Origin of the sequence: Pseudomonas sp. App30, assembly GCF_047947025.1 — a bacterium.
Classification (GTDB): domain Bacteria; phylum Pseudomonadota; class Gammaproteobacteria; order Pseudomonadales; family Pseudomonadaceae; genus Aquipseudomonas.
The window spans coordinates 1,937,206-1,958,203 of sequence record NZ_CP133165.1; the positions used below are offsets into that span (position 1 = coordinate 1,937,206).

A 20,998-nucleotide genomic window follows, 5' to 3' on the forward strand; every position below is an offset into this window, starting at 1 on the left:
TATCGTCTTCTTCAATGAATCAAGCAATTCGTGTGGGAGCTCATGATACAGCTGATGTCGTCGATTAAGGAGGTGATCCAGCCGCAGGTTCCCCTACGGCTACCTTGTTACGACTTCACCCCAGTCATGAATCACACCGTGGTAACCGTCCTCCCGAAGGTTAGACTAGCTACTTCTGGTGCAACCCACTCCCATGGTGTGACGGGCGGTGTGTACAAGGCCCGGGAACGTATTCACCGCGACATTCTGATTCGCGATTACTAGCGATTCCGACTTCACGCAGTCGAGTTGCAGACTGCGATCCGGACTACGATCGGTTTTGTGAGATTAGCTCCACCTCGCGGCTTGGCAACCCTCTGTACCGACCATTGTAGCACGTGTGTAGCCCAGGCCGTAAGGGCCATGATGACTTGACGTCATCCCCACCTTCCTCCGGTTTGTCACCGGCAGTCTCCTTAGAGTGCCCACCATAACGTGCTGGTAACTAAGGACAAGGGTTGCGCTCGTTACGGGACTTAACCCAACATCTCACGACACGAGCTGACGACAGCCATGCAGCACCTGTCTCAATGCTCCCGAAGGCACCAATCCATCTCTGGAAAGTTCATTGGATGTCAAGGCCTGGTAAGGTTCTTCGCGTTGCTTCGAATTAAACCACATGCTCCACCGCTTGTGCGGGCCCCCGTCAATTCATTTGAGTTTTAACCTTGCGGCCGTACTCCCCAGGCGGTCAACTTAATGCGTTAGCTGCGCCACTAAAGACTCAAGGTCCCCAACGGCTAGTTGACATCGTTTACGGCGTGGACTACCAGGGTATCTAATCCTGTTTGCTCCCCACGCTTTCGCACCTCAGTGTCAGTATCAGTCCAGGTAGTCGCCTTCGCCACTGGTGTTCCTTCCTATATCTACGCATTTCACCGCTACACAGGAAATTCCACTACCCTCTACCATACTCTAGCTTGCCAGTTTTGGATGCAGTTCCCAGGTTGAGCCCGGGGATTTCACATCCAACTTAACAAACCACCTACGCGCGCTTTACGCCCAGTAATTCCGATTAACGCTTGCACCCTCTGTATTACCGCGGCTGCTGGCACAGAGTTAGCCGGTGCTTATTCTGGCGGTAACGTCAAAATTGCAGAGTATTAATCTACAACCCTTCCTCCCACCTTAAAGTGCTTTACAATCCGAAGACCTTCTTCACACACGCGGCATGGCTGGATCAGGCTTTCGCCCATTGTCCAATATTCCCCACTGCTGCCTCCCGTAGGAGTCTGGACCGTGTCTCAGTTCCAGTGTGACTGATCATCCTCTCAGACCAGTTACGGATCGTCGCCTTGGTGAGCCATTACCTCACCAACTAGCTAATCCGACCTAGGCTCATCTGATAGCGCAAGGCCCGAAGGTCCCCTGCTTTCTCCCGTAGGACGTATGCGGTATTAGCGTTCCTTTCGAAACGTTGTCCCCCACTACCAGGCAGATTCCTAGGCATTACTCACCCGTCCGCCGCTGAATCGAAGAGCAAGCTCTTCTCATCCGCTCGACTTGCATGTGTTAGGCCTGCCGCCAGCGTTCAATCTGAGCCATGATCAAACTCTTCAGTTCAATACTGCAATCGGGTTTTGAGAAAACCCTATAAACTTGGCTCAGCAATCGTTGGTTAAACCATGATTTCTCGTGGAGTAACTTATGATGCTGATAATCTTTTTGACTATCAGTCTGAGTCACAAGCACCCACACGAATTGCTTGATTCAATTGTTAAAGAGCGGTTGGTTGATTCTTTCGTCTCAACCGAGGCGCGCATTCTACGCTTTCCTCAGAGCCTGTCAAGCGTTTATTTTGAAGTTTTTCAGAGAATCTCTAACAACTTCAACCACTTGGCTCGCTTCGATCTCTCGTTAGCGGGAGGCGAATTCTACAGCAACTTGCGTTGCTGTCAACTGCCTTTTTCACCGCTTTCGACGTTAAGATCGAAACCTTTCGGAGCTGCTTACTTCGGTTAACTCGTTGAGTTTCAAGGAGTTTTCCGTTTCGGTTGCGCCGGAAGTGGGGCGAATTATAGAGAGATTCGGGGGGAGGTCAAGGGTTAATTTCGGCAAATTGTCTTTAAAGTCAAAAGCTTCCCCGCGGGCCACCATATGAAGGCCACCGGGTGCATGCCGTGAGGATTTCATGCCTCATGACATCGAGCGCCGCCCGCGCGGCGCATCGCGGCCAAGGCCGGCTCCTACATCTGTTGCAACGTGCCCCGCTATAGATAGGTGTTGCGCCTGGTCGCACCAACGCAGATCTGCAGTGAACCAACAAGGCGGACACCACGATGGCACTGGCGTTATTGGCCCGAAACAAACGGTAGGAGCCGACCTTGGTCGCGATGCGCCGCGCGGGCGGCGCTCGATCTCGAGGGCGCCAGAAAAACAACGCCTGGCACCTGGTGGCCCTGATGCAATCACATGACATGCACTTGAAGCCACTACCGATTTTCAAATCGAGGCAACAGAGAACGAATACAAGGAACGCACGAAATCACCCCCGCATCACCACACGGCGAAAGGGTGAAGCATTGTATATAAAGGAGAGGTAAAGCAGAGAATGGAGGCAACCCCACCAGCCACACCCCGGCACACAATGTTCCCGCTGTGGCTGCTCCCTTCCGGGCCTGACCAGGTTAACGGGTAATCGTTGCGGGGGGACCGATGGGGTCACCATAACAACACTCGCCTGGCAGCGAGCGGGGCCATTGTACCGGTCTTGGGCGAAGATACAACCTTTGATTGCAGGAAAAATTCGTAAGAGGTTCAAACACTTGGGTTTACCCCCTCAACGCCTGTTGGCGACGGCACTGCAACGGGGCCAAAAAATTTTCATCCCATTTCTTGAAATCCAATCAGCCAGCCCTATCTGTTCTGTACGCGATGCCGAAGTCGGGTCGCGCACCAAACCTTGCTGATTGTTCAGGAGATTGACCATGACTACCGCATTTTCCCTCGCCCCACTGTTCCGCCATTCCGTGGGCTTCGACCGTTTCAACGATCTGTTCGAGTCGGCGGCGCGTAACGAGCCGGGTAGCAGCTACCCGCCCTACAACGTCGAGAAACATGGCGATGATCAATACCGCATCGTGGTCGCCGCCGCAGGCTTCCAGGAGTCGGACCTTGAGTTGCAGGTAGAGAAAGGCGTATTGACCGTCAGTGGCGGCAAGCGCGAAGGCAACGGCGAGGCCGTGACCTATCTGCACCAGGGTATTGCCCAACGGGCGTTCAAGCTGTCGTTCCGGTTGGCCGACCATATAGAGGTGAAGGCTGCCGGGCTGGCCAATGGGCTGCTCAATATCGACCTGCTGCGCGTGGTGCCTGAAGAAGCCAAGGCCAAGCGCATCCCGATCAATGGGGTTGGGCAGGCCGCGCTGCAGTAAGCGCGATGTGATGAAGAAGGGCGCCCTGGGGGGCGCCCTTTTTTTTGCGGGGTTGGCGGACGCAGCCTGCGGCAGCTGCTACGCGGTTCGCGTTTACACCTGCAACACTTCATCCGCCCTGCCCCCGGCTTCCTGGATGACCAGGTGCACGAAGTGCAGCTTGGCGATGACCGCCTGCGGCAGCACGAAGGGATAGAAATCCGGCTGGCCCATGCTGCGCGACAGTTCGTTGAGCATGCCGGCCAGTTCTATCCAGGTGTTCACGAACGCCAGGAATGCGGGCCCGCTGGCGTGCTGGGGATCGTACAGGGTGTCCAGCGGGAATGGCTGGTAGTCCAGGTCCATGTCGCGCGCGCTCATGCCGAAGCCCAGGGCGGTGTCCACGGCGTCCATCATGTGCAGGTAGTGCGCCCAGGTTTCTGCCCAGTCTTCCCAGGGGTGCATGGTGGCGTAGGCACTGACGTAGCGTTGCTGCCAGTCCAGCGGCGCGCCCTGTTCGTAGTGGCGTTGCAGGGCATCCACGTAGCTTTGGCTGTCGTCGCCGAACAGGTTGCGGAATTCGCCCAGCCAGTGGCTGCCCGCCACCAGCCGATCCCAATAGTAGTGGCCCACTTCGTGACGGAAGTGCCCCAGCAGGGTGCGGTACGGTTCGCGCATCATCACCCGCACCTTTTCCCGGTGGGCGTCGTCGGCCTCCTTTATATCCAGGGTGATCAGACCGTTGGCGTGGCCGGTCATGGGCGCGTTGCCTTCCAGGTCGATACCGATGAAGTCGAAGGCCAGGCCCGTGTCGTCATCCACCACCTTGGGCACCACCTCCAGGCCCAGGTTGATCAGTTGCGAGACCATGCGCCGCTTGGCGGTTTCCACCTTGCGCCAGCGCTCGGGGTTTTCCGCCACGGACAGATCGGGAATGGTGCGGTTCAGCGCGCACGACACGCAGAAGGTCTCGGGGCTGTCGGCGCGCACCAGCCAGTTGCAGGCGGCCGGGGTGTCGAGGTTGGCGCAGCGGCGGAACTGGCCGGCGTCGAGGTCGGCGTCCAACTGCCAGGTGCCTGCCTGCGGGCCGGCCTGCAGCGATGACAGCAGGTTCAGCTCCGGCCAGTAGCCCAGCGCTGCCGAGCAGGCCAGGCACTGGCTGTTGCGGAAGAAGATCGACTGGCCGCACTGACAGTGCCAGACCTTGCTGTGGCGGTTGTCCTGCCCCACGAAGGGCGCGGCGATGCGGGTGCTCAATTGCTCGAAAAGGCGGTACATGCACGTTCTCCGGGGATGATGGGGGGCAGCGTAGACGCTACAGCGGGGTACTGCTGACCACACGCAGCGCCAGGCCTTCGTAGGGGTCGAGGGTAATGGTGAATTCGCCGCTGTCGGTAAGGTCGCCCTCCACCCGCTCGTTGATGATGTCCACCACCGGGCCCGGGGCGATGCCCGGCAGGTGCAGGGTTTCCACCAGGCTGTCGGCACTGAAATTGAGGGCGGTGATCTGCGTGCCCTTCCCCGCCGGCAGCTCATGTACCAGCACCAACAGGCCGGGGTGTTGCACGTCCGGGATGAGGATCTGGCGGCTGGCAGCAATGTCGTAGGCGCGGCGTACCGCGAGAATCTTCTTCAGCTGGGTGGCGAAGGAATCGGCCTGCTGCAGTTGGCTGGTGATACTGCCATACAGGGTCTGCGGCCGCGGCATGCCGCCGGCGGACAGTTCGGCGCTGGGGTCCAGGTCCACCAGGTCGTAGGCGCCGCGGTGAATCCAGCGGGTGTCGCCGTCTTGCATCAGGTGCGCGACCTGCTCGGCCGGCAGCGGCAAGGCGCCCACCAGGTCCCAGCCCGACAGGGCGAACACCCCCGGCTGCATGGCGTTGTACATCACCAGCAGCAGGTGGATGTGCTTGATCTTCTGCACGTCCTCGGCGGTGATGGCCGCCAGGTCGCGGATGCCCAGGGCGGCGGTGATGATGCTGGCCGTGGTGCAGGACACCCCATTGGTGACGAACTTCAGGTTATAGGGCGCGTGCTCGCCCGCCAGGCGCTCGTACATCTCCTCGCGAATGTGCTCGCGGAGGATATTGCCCGGGAAGGTCTGGCCCTGGTACAGGTAGGTGTCGTGGGCGTGCAGGGTCCAGAAGTGGACCAATTCGAGCGTCAGCTCGTCATGGTTCTGCAGCGCATGGATCAGCGAGGCAGGGTCGATGCCGAAGTGGTGCACCTGGCGCAGCATCAGCCGCAGGAATTCGGTGTTGCCGGTCAGCAGCGCGTGCTGGTAGGCCGGGCGGGTGATGAAGTCATAGGACAGGTCGGCGCCGCCCTTGGACATGGTGGCGATGTCATCGATGGTCAGGTTCAGCTCCTGGAAGCTGAAGCCGCCGGCCTTGCGGATGGTGCCGGCCAGCAGCTGGTTGCCGTTCACCGACAGCGGGTGGCTTTCGGACCAGGCGTTGCCCTCGGCGCGGCGCTCCACGCCGAGGAAACCGTTGGCGTCCAGGCGCAGGATGCGCGCGCCCATCACGTCGATGGAATGCAGGGCGTCGCCGATGATCATCTGCTGTGCGGTAAAGGTGGGGTCCAGCCAGTTCAGCGACGGCTGGCCTTCCTTGAAATAGTGCAGGTACACCCAGCGCCGCGCCTTGCCATCGACGCCGACAATGACCGGCGTCACGCTCCAGTCGGTCTCCTTCACCCCGGGCTCGAAGAAGATTACCCGCTGCAATTGGCCGACGATGTAGTGCCTGGCCTTGAGCAGGTCGACGGTTTCAGGCGGCAGGTTGCGCGCATCGCGGCCCGGCTCGACGTCGGGCAGCAGCGGCCAGTCCTCTTCCTTGATTTCGACCATGTGGTACAGGCCGGGGTAGTCGGCGTAGGCGCGCTCGGCCAGGCGGAAGTCGGCACCCTTGCCGGTGTGCGAGGGAATCGCGTCGTCGATGACGATGGCATTGTGGGCGGCGGCAATGCGGCTCAGGCCGAGCATTTCCGCCTCGGTGCCCAAGGCCGGGTCGATGTCGAAGCTCATGCGGTCGAAGTTGCCGTCGACGCTGGGGGTACGTTCGCGGCCGCGCAGGCCACCGGACAGTTTCAGTGGGCCATTGTGGATGCCCTGGATACCGATTTCCGACAGCGCGTGCCACAGGGTCTCATCGCCCAGGGCCTGCAACACCGAGCCGCCCTCACGGGTGACGATGGACGCGGGGTAGGCGGTGAACCACACCGAGGCGATGGCCGAGGCGTCCCGCGGCCGGGCTTCGGCGAAGGGCCTTTGCCACAGGCGGGCCTGGCCGGCGTATTGAAGGGCGCGTTGCTTGGCGGCATGGAGCATGGACTGGTCCACGAGCCATTGAATGGTGTCCTGGTCCGGCTGTGACATGGGTGACCCCCGCTGTTTTGGCATTTCCTTATGAGTGCGCTGCGGTGGGATCGTTGCATAAATTGGTAACCCTGTGGGAGCTGGCTTGCCAGCGAGCTTTTGAGGCCCTGAAAAGCTCGCTGGCAAGCCAGCTCCCACAGAAATCGTATGATCAGGCGGTGATGCCGTGGCCTTCCAGGAAGGCGACGAAGGCGTCTTCGTCAAGCACCTTCACGCCCAGTTCGTTGGCCTTGGTCAGCTTGGAGCCCGCGCCCGGCCCCGCTACCACGCAGTGGGTCTTGGCCGACACCGAGCCTGCCACCTTGGCGCCCAGGCTTTCGAGCTTTTCCTTGCCCACGTCGCGGCTCATGCGCTCCAGGCTGCCGGTCAGCACCCAGGTCTGGCCGGTGAGGGGCAAGCCTTCGATGACTTTTTTCTCGCTGCCCCAGTGCATGCCAAAGGCCTGCAACTGTTGCTCGACTGCCAGCGCGCGCTCGGCATTGCCCGGCACCAGGAAGTACTCGCGCACGGCGTCCGCCTGCTTGGCCGCCAGGGCCTGGCGCAGGTCGATGCCGTCGGCGGCAATGATCTTGTCCAGGCTGCCCAGCTTGGCCACCAGCTTCTCGGCACCGGTTGGGCCCACGGAGCTGATGTCCAGCTTTGCGATCAACCCGGCCAGGGTGGTGCTGGCAGCGAACTCGGCGTGCACGTCGCCCTGGTCCTGGGGCTCAAGGCCGCGCTCCAGCAGCTGGCCGATGACCGTGCGGTTGTGCGGGTCTTCGAAGAAGCTGTGAATTTCGTAGGCCACTTCCAGGCCCACGTCCGGCAGGTAGGTGAGCACCTGCGGCAGCGCCACCATGATGCGCTCCAGCGAACCCAGCGAGCGCGCCAGCACCTTGGCGGTCTCCTCGCCCACGTCGGGAATGCCCAGGGCGAAGATGAAGCGCGCCAGGGTCGGGCGCTTGCTGGCAGCGATGGCGTCCAGCAGCTTGTTGCTGGACACCTCGGCGAAGCCCTCAAGGTCGACGATCTGCTCGAAGCCCAGGGTATAGAGATCGGCCGGCGAGCCTACCAGGCCCTCGTCCACCAGTTGCTCGACGCTTTTCTCGCCCAGGCCGTCGATGTCCATGGCGCGGCGCGAGACGAAGTGGATGATCGCCTGCTTCAGCTGCGCACCACAGGCCAGGCGGCCGACGCAGCGGTACACGGCGCCTTCGCTGACGGTTTCCTTGCCCTTGCTGCGTTTTACCAGTTGCGTGCGCTCCACGTGGGAGCCGCACACCGGGCAGGTTTCGGGGATGTGCACGGGGCGGGCATCGGCCGGGCGGCGCTCGGTGACCACCTGCATGACTTGCGGAATGACGTCACCGGCGCGGCGGATAATCACGGTGTCGCCGATCATCAGGCCCAGGCGCGCTACTTCATCCATGTTGTGCAGGGTGGCGTTGGCCACGGTCACGCCGGCCACCTTCACCGGCTTCAAGCGCGCCACCGGCGTCACTGCGCCCGTACGCCCCACCTGGAATTCCACGTCCAGCAGTTCGGTCAGCTCTTCCATGGCCGGGAATTTATGGGCGATGGCCCAGCGTGGCTCACGGGCGCGGAAGCCCAGCTCGCGCTGGCTGGCCAGGCTGTTGACCTTGAACACCACGCCGTCGATTTCGTAGGTGAGCGCGTTGCGGCGCTCGCCGATGTCGCGGTAGTAGGCCAGGCACTCGTCGATGCCCTTGGCCAGTTTCAACTCGCGGCTGATGGGCATGCCCCAGGCTTTCAGCTGCTCCAGGTTACCGATGTGGGTGTCGGCGATGTTCTCGGACACCTGGCCCAGGCCGTAGCAGCAGAATTCCAGCGGGCGGCTGGCGGTGATCTTCGAATCCAGCTGGCGCAGGCTGCCGGCGGCGGCGTTGCGCGGGTTGGCGAAGGTCTTGCCGCCCGCCTCCATCTGCGCCTCGTTGAGGCGCTCGAAGCCGGCCTTGGACATGAACACTTCACCGCGCACTTCCAGGGTGGCCGGCCAGCCCTCGCCGTGCAGCTTGAGCGGCACGTTGCGGATGGTGCGCACGTTGACGCTGATGTCCTCGCCGGTGGTGCCGTCGCCGCGGGTTGCGCCGCGCACCAGCAGGCCGTCCTGGTACAACAGGCTCACGGCCAGGCCGTCGAGCTTGGGTTCACAGCTGTATTCCACCGCCGCGCCGCCGCCGAACAGGTCACCGACCGGCAGGTCCAAACCCTCGGTCACCCGGCGGTCGAACTCGCGCATGTCGGTTTCTTCGAAGGCGTTGCCCAGGCTGAGCATGGGGATCTCGTGGCGCACCTGGCTGAACGCGGTCAGCGCCGCGTTGCCCACGCGCTGGGTGGGCGAGTCGGCGGTCACCAACTCCGGATGCTCGGCTTCCAGCGCCTTGAGTTCGCGGAACAGCCGGTCGTATTCGGCGTCCGGAATGCTCGGCTCGTCGAGCACGTGGTAGCGGTAGTTGTGCAGGTCCAGTTCGGCGCGCAGTTCGAGGATCCGGGTGTTGGCGGCGGTCATCTTGTGTGTTCTCGTGTAAAGCAAAAGAGCAGCCGGGGCTGCTCTTCAGGTGTTCGGCGATGGTGTTGTGAAACCCCATCGCGACCAAGGTCGGCTCCTACAGGGGCAGGGCCAACGATCTCAACGCTTCTGGGTCAGCGCCCGGCGTTCGAATTCGACAATACGCTGGCGGTAGTGTTCGATGGTCTGGGCGGTCAGCACGCTGCGCTGGTCGTCCTTCAGTTCGCCGTCCAGTTCGTGGGCCAGCTTGCGGGCCGCGGCCACCATCACGTCGAAGGCCTGCTTGGGATGACGCGGGCCTGGCAGGCCGAGGAAGAAGCTCACGGCACGGGTGCTGAAGTGGTCGATGTCGTCCAGGTCGAAGATGCCCGGCTTCACGGCGTTGGCCATGGAGAACAGCACTTCGCCGTTGCCGGCCATGCTTTCGTGGCGGTGGAAGATGTCCATTTCACCAAAGCGCAGGCCGCTTTCAAGGATGTTCTGCAGCAGCGCCGGGCCCTTGAAGCCGCCTTCGGAACGGGAGATCACGCTGATCACCAACACTTCCTCGGCCTGGGGCTGGTCGCGGTGTTCTACCGGGGCAGCGCCCGCGGCGTTGAAGGCCGGGGCCTTGTCGTCCGGGAAGTCGTCCTCGCGGTCGCGGGCGCTGAAGGCCGCTGGCTGCTCGGGCTCCAGTGGCAGGGCGCCCTGGGCCGATTCGGCCACCGCACGCTCGCGCTCACGTTCACGCTCGCGTTCCTGTTTCTTGTTGCGCTTGGGCGCCACCGGCTCGCGCGCAGGGGCGCTCATGGACGGCAGGTCATGCTCGTCCAGGGACGGCTCGCGCTGCTCTTCCAGCACCCGCGACGGGCCCAGCACTTCGGCGCTGTGCTCTTCGTCCGGCAGGTTGGAGAAGCTGCGGTCGAGCCTGAATTTCAATTTGCCCTTGCCGCCGCGCATGCGGCGCCAGCCATCGAAGAGAATACCGGCGATGACAATGACGCCGATGACGATCAGCCACTCGCGCAGACCGATTTCCATTTAATCCTGTGCCTCTATGAAAAATGCTGAAAAATAAAGGGCTTGAACCCCCTTTAAAACGTGGCGCCAACTCTATGTTCTGACAGGCGTTTTCCCCACGCGTACGAAAATATGTCCAATAAACTAGCACGACCAAAGATAACTTTACACCGTCTGTCGCAGCAGATACGCCATTAAAGTGCAAGCGGTCCAAATTCGCTCGCTTTCAGGCGTCGACCATTGCCATCGCCTCCTCTACGTCCACCGCCACCAGGCGCGAGCAACCGGGCTCGTGCATGGTCACGCCCATCAACTGGTCGGCCATTTCCATGGCGATCTTGTTGTGGGTGATGTAGATAAATTGAACCGTTTGGGACATTTCTTTCACCAAGCGGGCATAGCGTCCAACGTTAGCGTCATCCAGCGGGGCGTCAACTTCGTCGAGCATGCAGAACGGCGCCGGGTTCAACTGGAAGATGGAGAACACCAGGGCCAGGGCCGTCAGCGCTTTCTCCCCACCAGAGAGCAAATGGATGGTGCTGTTCTTCTTGCCCGGGGGCCGCGCCATGATGGTCACCCCTGTATCGAGTAGATCTTCGCCTGTCAGTTCCAAGTAAGCGCTGCCGCCACCGAAAACTTTTGGGAATAAGGCCTGCAAACCGCCATTTATCTGATCAAAGGTATCCTTGAAGCGGTTGCGGGTTTCCTTGTCGATCTTGCGGATGACGTTTTCCAGGGTGTCCAGCGCCTCCACCAGGTCATCGTTCTGGGCGTCCAGGTAGCGCTTGCGCTCGGACTGCTGCTGGTACTCGTCGATGGCCGCCAGGTTGATGGCGCCCAGCCGCTGGATGCGCGCGTTGATGCGCTCCAGTTCGTCCTCGGCCTCTTTTTCGTTGGCCAGGGGGTCGAGGGTGGCGATGACGCCTTGCAGGTCGTAGCCATCCTCGTGCAATTGTTCCTGCAGGGCGGCGCGCTTCACGCTCAGGCCCTGCCATTCCATGCGGTGCTGCTCCAGCTGGCCGCGGATCATCTGCGACTGCTGCTCGGCCTGGGTGCGGCGCTTCTCGGCGTCGCGCAGTTCGCTGTCGGCGTCTTCCAGGGCCATTTTCGCCTGGCGCATTTCCTCGTCGACGGCCATGCGCCGTTCCAGCAGCTCTTCGAGCTTGAGGCGCAGCTCTTCCAGCGGTGCCTCGCCCTCCTCCAGGTTCAGCGACAGCTGCTCGCGCTTCTCGGTCAGGCGCTCGGCCTGCAGCTCCAGGCGCTCCAGGGCCTGGCGGGTGGAGTCGTGCTGGGCGCGCAGGGAGCCCAGGCGCACGGCCAGCTGGTGGGCGTGGTCCTTGTGCTGGCGAGCGTCGTGGCGCACCTGGTCGAGGCGTTCGCGCAGGCTGTCGCGCTGGGCCATCAGCAGCTCGCGCTGCTCGGTGTCCTGGGCCATGGCGTCGAGGGCGTCCTGCAGTTGCAGGCGCGACTCGCCCAGCTGCTCGCTTTCCAGCGCGCGCTGCTCGGCCAGTTCCGCCAGCTCTTCGTCGAGCCGACGGCGGCGCAGGGTCAGCTGTTCGGCCTTGGCACGGCCGGCGGACAGCTGGGCCTTGAGCTCGCCCTGCTGGCGGGCCTCGTCGGCCAACTGGCGGCGCAGTTGCTCGCGGGCCTCTTCCTGCAGCAGTTGCTGCTCGCGCAGACGCTCCAGGCGCTCTTCCAGGCTGGCCAGGGCGGCTTCGCGCTCGTCGCGCTCCAGGCCCAGGTTTTCCAGCTCCTGGCCACGCGCCAGCACGCTGCCCTGGGCATCGCTGGCACGGCTGACGCGCAGGAAATGCCGGCCTACCCAGTAGCCGTCGCGGCTGATCAGGCTCTGCCCGGGCTGCAGCTGCGCGCGGGCGGCCAGCGCTGCCTCCAGGGTTTCCACTGGCTTGACCTGGCCCAGCCAGGGGCTGAGATCGGTGCGGCTGTCGACCTTGTCCAGCAGGCTACCGGGCAAGGCCGGGGTGCCCGGCGCGGCGCTGAGCAGGCGCAGGTCGCCCTGCTCGAAGCTGCCCAGCGCCAGGCCGTTGAAATCATCCACCAGCACCGCTTGCAGGTCGGCGCCCAGCACGGTCTCCACCGCCAGCTCCCAGCCGGCTTCCACGCGCAGGCCTTCGGCCAGGCGCGGGCGCTGGTCCAGCTGCTGGTCGCGCAGCCACTCGGCGGTGCCGGTGCCTGGGTCCAGGGCGGCCTGTTGCAAGGCTTCCAGGGAGGCCAGGCGACCGTTCAGGCGTTGAAGCTCGCCCTGGGCCTGCTGCTGGTCGCGGGTGGCCTGTTGCAGTTGCTCGCGCAGCTGCTCCAGGCGCTCCACCTGCTGGGCCTCGCTGGCCTGCAGCTCTTCGATGAGCATGTCGCTGGCGGCCAGTTGCTCGCCCAGCTCGAGGATGGCCGCGTCCTCAGGGTCGGCAGCCAGTTGCGCGCGCTCCTCGCCCAGGCGCCGCTGGCGATCGCCCAGGCGCTCCATGGACTGGTCCAACTGCTGGATGCGCGACTGCTGCACCTCAGCCTGGCGGCGCGGCTCGGCGGAGCGGGTGTTGAAGCTGTCCCACTGCTCCTGCCAGCCGTGCATGGTGGCTTCGGACTCTTCCAGGGCAGCGGCGGCCTCTTCGGCGGCGGCGCTGGTCATTTCCTGCTCGGGCGCGAGCATGTCCAGCTCTTCGCCCAAAGTGGCCAGCAAGGTACGGTCGTGGCCCAGGTGTGATTCGGTTTCCTGGCGCGAACGCTCGGCTTCCTTCAGGTCATCCTGCAACTGGCGCAGGCGCTGCTGGCCGTGCTGGATGTTCTGCTCGACGCGGGCAATGTCACCGCCCACGGAATAGAAGCGGCCCTGCACCAGGTTGAAACGCTCGGACAGGTCGTGATGGCCGTCGCGCAGGCGCTCGATGGCCGCGTCGGCGTTGCGCTGCTCGGCCACCAGGGCCTCGAAGCTGACCTCCTGGGTGCCGATGACCGCTTCGCGCTGGGCCACCTGTTCATTCAGTGCCTGCCAGCGCAGGGCCGACAGCTGCGCCTTGAGCTGGCGCTCCTCGGCCTTGTATTCCTGGTACTTCTCGGCGGCCTGGGCCTGGCGGTGCAGGCGCTCAAGCTGGCGTTCCAGCTCTTCGCGCAGGTCGGTCAGGCGCTCCAGGTTCTCGTGGGTGCGGCGGATGCGGTTTTCGGTCTCGCGGCGGCGCTCCTTGTACTTGGAGATGCCCGCGGCTTCCTCGATGAAGTTGCGCAGCTCCTCGGGCTTGGCCTCGATCAGTTTGCTGATCATGCCCTGCTCGATGATGGAATAGCTGCGCGGGCCCAGGCCGGTGCCCAGGAAGATATCGGTGATGTCCTTGCGGCGGCACTTGGTGCCGTTGAGGAAGTAGGTGTTCTGGCTGTCGCGGGTCACTTTGCGGCGGATGGAAATTTCCGCGTAGGCGGCGTATTCGCCCACCAAGGTGCCGTCGCTGTTGTCGAACACCAGTTCGATGCTGGCCTGGCTCACCGGCTTGCGGCTGGTGGAGCCGTTGAAGATGACGTCGGTCATCGACTCGCCGCGCAGGTTCTTCGCCGAGCTTTCGCCCATCACCCAGCGCACGGCGTCGATGATGTTGGACTTGCCGCACCCGTTGGGCCCCACCACCGCCGCCATGTTGCTGGGGAAGTTGACCGTGGTGGGGTCGACGAAGGACTTGAACCCCGCCAGCCGGATGCACTTCAGGCGCATGTCAGCGGTTCGCCAGGGCGGCCAGCACCAACTGGCAACTGCGCTGGGTGTAGTCGCCCAGCACCGTGCGAATGCGCGGCAGGTCGCGGGCCACCACGGCGTCCAGCAGGCTGTCGAACAGCGCCAGGTAGTCGCCCATGGTGGCCTTGCGCTGTTCCAGCGCCAGGTAATAGGTGCGGCTCATGGCCGGCTGCAGGTTCTCGACGGTTTCCTGCAGGTACGGGTTGTCGGCGAACGGGTAGGCAGCGCGCATCACGTTGAAGCTGTCCTCGACGAAGGCCTTGATGTCCTGGCGCTCGAGGCTGGCGGTGAGGCGCTGCTGGATGGCCACGAACGGCTCGAGCTCCGCCGGGCCCTGCCAGCGCAGGGCCACGGCGTTGCCGAGCAGAATGTACATCTCGCTCATCAAGGCGCACAGGCTCTGCACCTTATGGGCGCTGAGTTCGGTCACGTGTGCACCGCGACGCGGCAGAATGGCGATCAGGTGGCGCCGCTCCAGGATCAGCAACGCTTCGCGCACCGAGCCGCGGCTGACATTGAGCGCCGCCGTGACCTTCTGTTCCTGAATGCGCTCACCGGGCGCAAGTTCGCCCTGGATGATGCGTTCAGCCAGGTAATCGGCGATTTGCTCGGAGAGGCTGTCCGGCGCCTTGAACGTCATGGTTGTCCTTCAAACTCTTCAAACATGGCAAGCGGCGAAGTGTAGCGCACTTGCCCCCTGGAAACGCAGAGGGCGACATGGCCTTTTGGCATGGAATAAGCAAATAAATCAAATGTTGCCTGTAGGCGAGATTTCCATTCGCCCGAAATCCTGACTTTTGAGTCAGAAAAATGTTGACCGAAAAGTCAGAACTGCTAAATTCAATGCTATCGGTCAACAACAATAAATGTGTCAGCGAGGCCTTCCGTGATCCAGTTTCTACTCAACAGGGAATTGCGCAGTGAACACGCCCTGGACCCCAACCTCACCGTGCTCGAATACCTGCGCACGCACCTGAAAAAGCCCGGCACCAAGGAGGGCTGCGCCAGCGGCGACTGCGGCGCCTGCACCGTGGTGGTGGCGGAACTGGAAGGCGAGGCCTTGCGCTACCGCAGCCTGAACTCGTGCCTCACGTTTGTCTCGTCGCTGCATGGCAAACAGCTGATCTGCGTCGAAGACCTCAAGCACAAGGGCCAATTGCATAGCGTGCAGCAGGCCATGGTCGACTGCCACGGCTCGCAGTGCGGCTTCTGCACCCCGGGCTTCGTGATGTCGCTGTTCGCCCTGCAGAAGAACAGCGCCGAACCCGACTCCCACAAGGCCCACGAGGCCCTGGCCGGCAACCTCTGCCGCTGCACCGGCTACCGCCCTATCCTGGCCGCTGCCGAACAGGCCTGCTGCCAGCAGGCACCGGACCAGTTCGACGCCGCCGAGGCCGAGACCATCGCCCGCCTCAAGGCCATCGTCCCCACCGAGACGGGTGAACTGAACAGCGGCGACAAACGCTGCCTGGTACCGCTGACCGTCGCCGACCTGGCCGACCTGTATGGCTCGCACCCCGAGGCACGGCTGCTGGCCGGCGGCACCGACCTGGCGCTGGAAGTGACGCAGTTCCACCGCACCCTGCCAGTGATGATCTACGTGGGCAACGTCGCCGAGATGAAGCGCATCGAGCACTTCGACGACCGCCTGGAGATCGGCGCTGCCACGCCGCTCACCGACTGCTACGACGCACTGAGCGCCGAATACCCGGACTTTGGCGAACTGCTGCACCGTTTCGCCAGCCTGCAGATCCGCAACCAGGGCACCCTGGGTGGCAATATCGGCAACGCCTCGCCCATCGGCGACAGCCCGCCCCTGCTGATTGCCCTGGGCGCGCAGATCGTGCTGCGCAAGGGCAACGCCACGCGCACCCTGGCGCTGGAAGACTATTTCATCGACTACCGCATCACCGCGCGCCAGGAGAGCGAGTTCATCGAGAAGATCATCGTGCCCCGCGCCCAGGCCGGGCGCAGCTTCCGCGCCTATAAAGTGTCGAAACGCCTGGACGATGACATCTCCGCCGTGTGCGCCGCCTTCAACCTGGCGTTGGAAGACGGCGTGGTCACCGACGTGCGCGCCGCCTTCGGTGGCATGGCCGCCATTCCCAAGCGCGCCCAGGCCTGCGAAGCCGCGTTGCTGGGCAAGGTGTTCAACAACGCCACGCTGGAAGCCGCCTGCGCCGCCCTGGCCGAGGACTTCACGCCACTGTCGGACTTCCGCGCCAGCAAGGAATACCGCCTGCTGGCCGCCCAGAACCTGCTGCGCAAGTACTTCATCGAGCAGCAATCGCCTTACATCGAGACCCGGGTGACCGCTTATGTCTAACCATCACGGCGAAACCCTCACCCAGGCGCAACTGGCCGAACGCTTTGCCCAGGGCCTGACCACTGGCGTTGGCCGCAGCGTCAAGCACGACAGCGCCGACAAGCACGTGTCCGGCGAGGCGCAGTACATCGACGACCGCCTGGAATTTCCCAACCAGCTGCACGTGTACGCACGGCTGTCGGACCGCGCCCACGCGCGGGTGGTGAAGATCGACACCACGCCCTGCTACGCCTTCCCAGGCGTGCGCATTGCCATTACCCACGAAGACATCCCGGGCCTGAAGGACATCGGCCCGCTGCTGCCCGGCGACCCGCTGCTGGCCATCGACCTGGTAGAGTTCGTCGGCCAACCGGTGGTGGCGGTGGCCGCCCGCGACCTGGAGACCGCGCGCAAGGCCGCCATGGCCGCGATTATCGAATACGAAGACCTGGAACCGGTGCTCGACGTGGTCGAGGCCTTCCGCAAGCAGCATTACGTGCTCGACAGCCACACCCACAAGCGTGGCGACGCCGACACCGCCCTGGCCAGCGCCCCGCACCGCCTGCAAGGCACCCTGCACATCGGCGGCCAGGAGCACTTCTACCTGGAAACGCAGATTTCCTCGGTGATGCCCACCGAGGACGGCGGCATGATCGTCTACTGCTCCACCCAGAACCCCACCGAGGTGCAGAAGCTGGTGGCCGAGGTGCTGGACGTGTCGATGAACAAGATCGTCGTCGACATGCGCCGCATGGGCGGCGGCTTCGGCGGCAAGGAAACCCAGGCGGCCAGCCCGGCGTGCCTGTGCGCGGTGATCGCGCACCTCACCGGCCAGCCGGCCAAGATGCGCCTGCCGCGGGTGGAAGACATGTCCATGACCGGCAAGCGCCACCCCTTCTACGTCGAATACGACGTGGGCTTCGACGACAGCGGCCGCCTGCACGGCATCAACATGGACCTGGCCGGCAACTGCGGCTACTCGCCGGACCTGTCGGCGTCCATCGTCGACCGCGCCATGTTCCATGCCGACAACTCGTACTACCTGGGCGACGCCACCATCAACGGCCATCGCTGCAAGACCAACACCGCCTCCAACACCGCCTACCGCGGCTTTGGCGGCCCCCAGGGCATGGTCGCCATCGAGGAGGTGATGGACCGCATCGCCCGCCACCTGGCGCTGGACCCGCTGGCCGTGCGCAAGGCCAACTACTACGGCAAGACCGAGCGCAACGTCACCCACTACTACCAGACGGTGGAGCACAACCTGCTGGAGGAAATGACCGCCGACCTGGAAGCCAGCAGCGAATACCAGGAGCGCCGCGAATCCATCCGCCGCTTCAACGCCCACAGCCCGGTGCTGAAGAAAGGCCTGGCGTTGACCCCGGTGAAATTCGGTATCTCGTTCACCGCCAGCTTCCTCAACCAGGCAGGCGCGCTGATCCATATCTACACCGACGGCAGCATCCACCTCAACCACGGCGGCACCGAGATGGGCCAGGGGCTCAACACCAAGGTCGCGCAGGTGGTGGCCGAGGTGTTCCAGGTGGACATCGGCCGCATCCAGATCACCGCCACCAACACCGACAAGGTGCCCAACACCTCGCCGACGGCAGCCTCCAGCGGCGCCGACCTGAACGGCAAGGCGGCGCAGAACGCTGCCGAGACCATCAAGCAGCGCCTGGTGGAGTTTGCCGCGCGCAAGTACGCGGTCAGCGAGGAAGACGTCGAATTCCGCAACGGCCACGTGCGCGTGCGCGAACTGGTGATGCCGTTCGCCGACCTGATCGTGCAGGCGTGGATGGGCCAGGTGTCGCTGTCCAGCACCGGCTACTACAAGACCCCGAAGATCTTCTACGACCGCAGCCAGGCGCGCGGCCGGCCGTTCTACTACTTCGCCTTCGGCGCCGCCTGCGCGGAGGTGGTGGTGGACACCCTGACTGGCGAGTACAAGATGCTGCGCACCGACATCCTGCACGACGTGGGCGCCTCGCTGAACCCGGCCATCGACATTGGCCAGGTGGAAGGCGGCTATATCCAGGGCATGGGCTGGCTGACCACCGAAGAACTGGTGTGGAACGCCAAGGGCAAGCTGGTGACCAACGGCCCGGCCAGCTACAAGATCCCGGCGGTGGCCGACATGCCGGCCGACCTGCGGGTGAAGCTGGTGGAAAACCGCAAGAACCCGGAAGACACGGTGTTCCATTCCAAGGCCGTGGGCGAGCCGCCGTTCATGCTCGGCATTGCCGCCTGGTGCGCCATCAAAGATGCGGTAGCCAGCCTGGCGGATTACAAGGTGCAGCCCAACATCGACGCCCCGGCCACGCCGGAGCGGGTGTTGTGGGGGTGCGAGCAGATGCGTAAGGCGCAGGAAGCGGCGTCGACCTCTTCGCGGGCAGAGCCCGCTCCCACAGAGGTGTGAAATGCACAGGTTAATGGTGGGAGCGGGCTCTGCCCGCGAAGAGGTCATAACGGTCGAAGGAGATCTTCAACCATGAATAACTGGATCAGCGCTCTCGCCGAGCTGCAGCAGCAGGGCGAACCCTGCGTGCTCGTCACCATCATCGAGGAGCAGGGCTCCACCCCACGCAATGCCGGCTCGAAGATGGTGGTCAGCGCCACCCAGCTGTACGACACCATCGGTGGCGGGCACCTGGAATACAAGGCCATGCACATCGCCCGCGAGATGCTCGCCAACGGCCGCCAGGGCACGCACCTGGAGCGCTTCAGCCTGGGCGCCAGCCTGGGCCAGTGCTGCGGCGGCGTCACCGTGCTGCTGTTCGAGCCCATGGGCCAGGTGCAGGCGCGCATTGCCGTGTTCGGCGCCGGCCACGTCGGCCGCGCGCTGGTGCCACTGCTGGCCGCCCTGCCCTGCCGCGTTACCTGGATCGACTCGCGCGAGCAGGAATTCCCCGCGCACCTCCCCGAGGGGGTGCGCAAAATCGTCAACGAAGAACCGGTGGACGAAGTCGACAACCTGCCACCGGGCAGCTACTGCATCGTCATGACCCACAACCACCAGCTCGACCTGGAGCTGACGGCAGCTATCCTCAAGCGCAACGATTTCACCTGGTTCGGCCTGATCGGCTCGAAGACCAAGCGGGTGAAATTCGAACACCGCCTGCGCGACCGCGGCTTCGACCCCCAGGTTGTGCAACGCATGAGGTGCCCTATGGGCCTGGCCGACGTCAAAGGCAAATTGCCGATTGAAATCGCCGTGTCCGTGGCCGCCGAAATCATCGCCACCTACAACGCCAACTTCGGCCTGGCCACTGCCGGTGCCGAACCCATTGCCCAACTGCTGCCGCACTCGCGACGCAGCCAAGCCTGAGACATTGATACCCATGAGCCTGACCCGCAAAGCCTACCGCGCCGCCATCCTGCACAGCATCGGCGACCCCGCCGAAGTGGGCATCGACGCCTCCTATGAATACTTCGCCGACGGCCTGCTGGTGGTGGAGAATGGCGTGATCGCCGCCGTCGGCCACGCCGAGGCGCTGCTGCCGAGCCTGCCGGCGGACGTTGCCATCGAGCACTTCCCCGACGCGCTGATTACCCCCGGCTTCATCGACACCCACATCCACCTGCCGCAGACCGGCATGATCGCCTCCTACGGCGAGCAGCTGCTGGACTGGCTGAACACCTACACCTTCCCGTTCGAGAGCCAGTTCGCCGACAAGGCCCATGCCGACGAAGTGGCGGACATCTTCATCAAGGAACTGCTGCGCAACGGCACCACCACCGCGCTGGTGTTCGGCAGCGTGCACCCCGAGTCGGTGAACGCCTTCTTCGAGGCGGCCGAAAAGCTCGACCTGCGCATGATCGCCGGCAAGGTGATGATGGACCGCAACGCGCCGGACTACCTGGTGGACACCGCCGAAAGCAGCTACGCCGACAGCAAGGCGCTGATCGAGCGCTGGCACGGCAAGGGCCGCCTGCACTACGCGGTCACCCCGCGCTTCGCGCCCACCAGCACCCCCGAGCAACTGACCGTGGCCGGCCAGCTGCTCAAGGAATACCCGAACGTCTATATGCAGACCCACATCAGCGAGAACCTCAAGGAGATCGAGTGGGTGAAGGCGCTGTTCCCCGAGCGCAAGGGCTACCTGGACGTGTACGACCACTACCAGCTGCTGGGCGAGCGCTCGGTGTTCGCCCACGGCGTGCACCTGTGCGACGAGGAATGCGCGCGCCTGGCCGAGACCGGCTCGGCGATTGCCTTCTGCCCCACCTCGAACCTGTTCCTGGGCAGCGGCCTGTTCAACCTGCCCCAGGCCGAGAAGCACAAGCTCAACGTCGGCCTGGGCACCGACGTGGGCGGCGGCACCAGCTTCTCGCTGCTGCAGACGCTGAATGAAGCCTACAAGGTGATGCAGCTGCAGGGCGCGCGCCTGAGCCCGTTCAAGTCACTGTACCTGGCCACCCTCGGCGGCGCCCGGGCGCTGCGCCTGGAAGACAAGGTAGGCAACCTGCAGCCGGGCAGCGACGCCGACTTCGTGGTGCTGGACTACAACGCCACGCCGCTGCTGGGCTACCGCATCCAGCAGTCCAAGAGCATTGAAGAGACGTTGTTCGTGCTGACTACGCTGGGGGATGACCGGACGGTTCAGCAGACCTATGCGGCGGGACGCAAGGTGCATCAGCGTTAAACCCGGACGCGGCCTGCGGCCGCTGCTACAAC

Annotated in this window: 11 protein-coding genes, 1 rRNA gene and 1 other RNA gene; 5 read left to right on the plus strand and 8 right to left on the minus strand. The window is 63.6% G+C overall.

Going from position 1 to position 20,998, the window contains the following annotated elements; translation table 11 throughout:
• Window positions 1-65 precede the first annotated feature (65 nt).
• Both RAM80_RS08830 and ffs read right to left on the minus strand, forming a co-directional pair.
• Window positions 66-1,602 (minus strand): 16S ribosomal RNA (locus RAM80_RS08830).
• A gap of 998 nt (window positions 1,603-2,600) precedes the next feature.
• Window positions 2,601-2,697, minus strand: an RNA gene (ffs, locus tag RAM80_RS08835) — signal recognition particle sRNA small type.
• A 269-nt stretch (window positions 2,698-2,966) separates the two neighbouring features.
• Between ffs and RAM80_RS08840 the strand changes: the two genes are divergently transcribed.
• Window positions 2,967-3,413 carry an Hsp20 family protein gene (locus tag RAM80_RS08840; protein ID WP_416425895.1) on the plus strand — a complete coding sequence of 149 codons (447 nt, stop codon included), beginning with the start codon at window positions 2,967-2,969 and terminating at the stop codon, window positions 3,411-3,413.
• Window positions 3,414-3,506: 93 nt separating this feature from the next.
• Here the strand turns inward: RAM80_RS08840 and RAM80_RS08845 are convergent, their stop codons facing one another.
• The 6 genes from RAM80_RS08845 to RAM80_RS08870 all read right to left on the minus strand — a co-directional run bounded on the left by RAM80_RS08845 (window position 3,507) and on the right by RAM80_RS08870 (window position 14,655).
• Window positions 3,507-4,670: a zinc-binding metallopeptidase family protein gene (locus tag RAM80_RS08845; RefSeq protein WP_416425897.1), complete on the minus strand. Its 1,164-nt coding sequence runs from the start codon at window positions 4,668-4,670 to the stop codon at window positions 3,507-3,509.
• 37 nt (window positions 4,671-4,707) lie between these two features.
• Window positions 4,708-6,771: a maltose alpha-D-glucosyltransferase gene (gene treS / locus RAM80_RS08850; RefSeq protein ID WP_416425898.1), complete on the minus strand. Its 2,064-nt coding sequence runs from the start codon at window positions 6,769-6,771 to the stop codon at window positions 4,708-4,710.
• A gap of 151 nt (window positions 6,772-6,922) precedes the next feature.
• Complete coding sequence (gene ligA / locus RAM80_RS08855) at window positions 6,923-9,280, minus strand: NAD-dependent DNA ligase LigA (RefSeq protein WP_416425900.1); 2,358 nt, start codon at window positions 9,278-9,280, stop codon at window positions 6,923-6,925.
• Window positions 9,281-9,400: 120 nt separating this feature from the next.
• Complete coding sequence (gene zipA / locus RAM80_RS08860) at window positions 9,401-10,300, minus strand: cell division protein ZipA (protein ID WP_416425902.1); 900 nt, start codon at window positions 10,298-10,300, stop codon at window positions 9,401-9,403.
• Window positions 10,301-10,505: 205 nt separating this feature from the next.
• Window positions 10,506-13,994 carry a chromosome segregation protein SMC gene (gene smc / locus RAM80_RS08865; protein ID WP_416425904.1) on the minus strand — a complete coding sequence of 1,163 codons (3,489 nt, stop codon included), beginning with the start codon at window positions 13,992-13,994 and terminating at the stop codon, window positions 10,506-10,508.
• Between the two features lies 1 nt (window position 13,995).
• The gene (locus tag RAM80_RS08870; RefSeq protein WP_416425906.1) at window positions 13,996-14,655 is read right to left on the minus strand and encodes a GntR family transcriptional regulator; all 660 of its coding nucleotides are present in this window, start codon (window positions 14,653-14,655) and stop codon (window positions 13,996-13,998) included.
• A gap of 246 nt (window positions 14,656-14,901) precedes the next feature.
• On the opposite strand from RAM80_RS08870, the gene xdhA reads away from it, so the two are divergent.
• The 4 genes from xdhA to guaD all read left to right on the plus strand — a co-directional run bounded on the left by xdhA (window position 14,902) and on the right by guaD (window position 20,966).
• The gene (xdhA, locus tag RAM80_RS08875; protein ID WP_416425908.1) at window positions 14,902-16,341 is read left to right on the plus strand and encodes a xanthine dehydrogenase small subunit; all 1,440 of its coding nucleotides are present in this window, start codon (window positions 14,902-14,904) and stop codon (window positions 16,339-16,341) included.
• Window positions 16,334-18,739, plus strand: a complete 2,406-nt coding sequence (gene xdhB, locus RAM80_RS08880; protein WP_416425910.1) for a xanthine dehydrogenase molybdopterin binding subunit — start codon at window positions 16,334-16,336, stop codon at window positions 18,737-18,739. The genes xdhA and xdhB overlap by 8 nt, the downstream gene beginning before the upstream one ends.
• A 72-nt stretch (window positions 18,740-18,811) precedes the next feature.
• Window positions 18,812-19,648 carry a xanthine dehydrogenase accessory protein XdhC gene (gene xdhC, locus RAM80_RS08885; RefSeq protein WP_416425912.1) on the plus strand — a complete coding sequence of 279 codons (837 nt, stop codon included), beginning with the start codon at window positions 18,812-18,814 and terminating at the stop codon, window positions 19,646-19,648.
• Window positions 19,649-19,661: 13 nt separating this feature from the next.
• Window positions 19,662-20,966 carry a guanine deaminase gene (gene guaD, locus RAM80_RS08890; protein ID WP_416425914.1) on the plus strand — a complete coding sequence of 435 codons (1,305 nt, stop codon included), beginning with the start codon at window positions 19,662-19,664 and terminating at the stop codon, window positions 20,964-20,966.
• Window positions 20,967-20,998 lie beyond the last annotated feature (32 nt).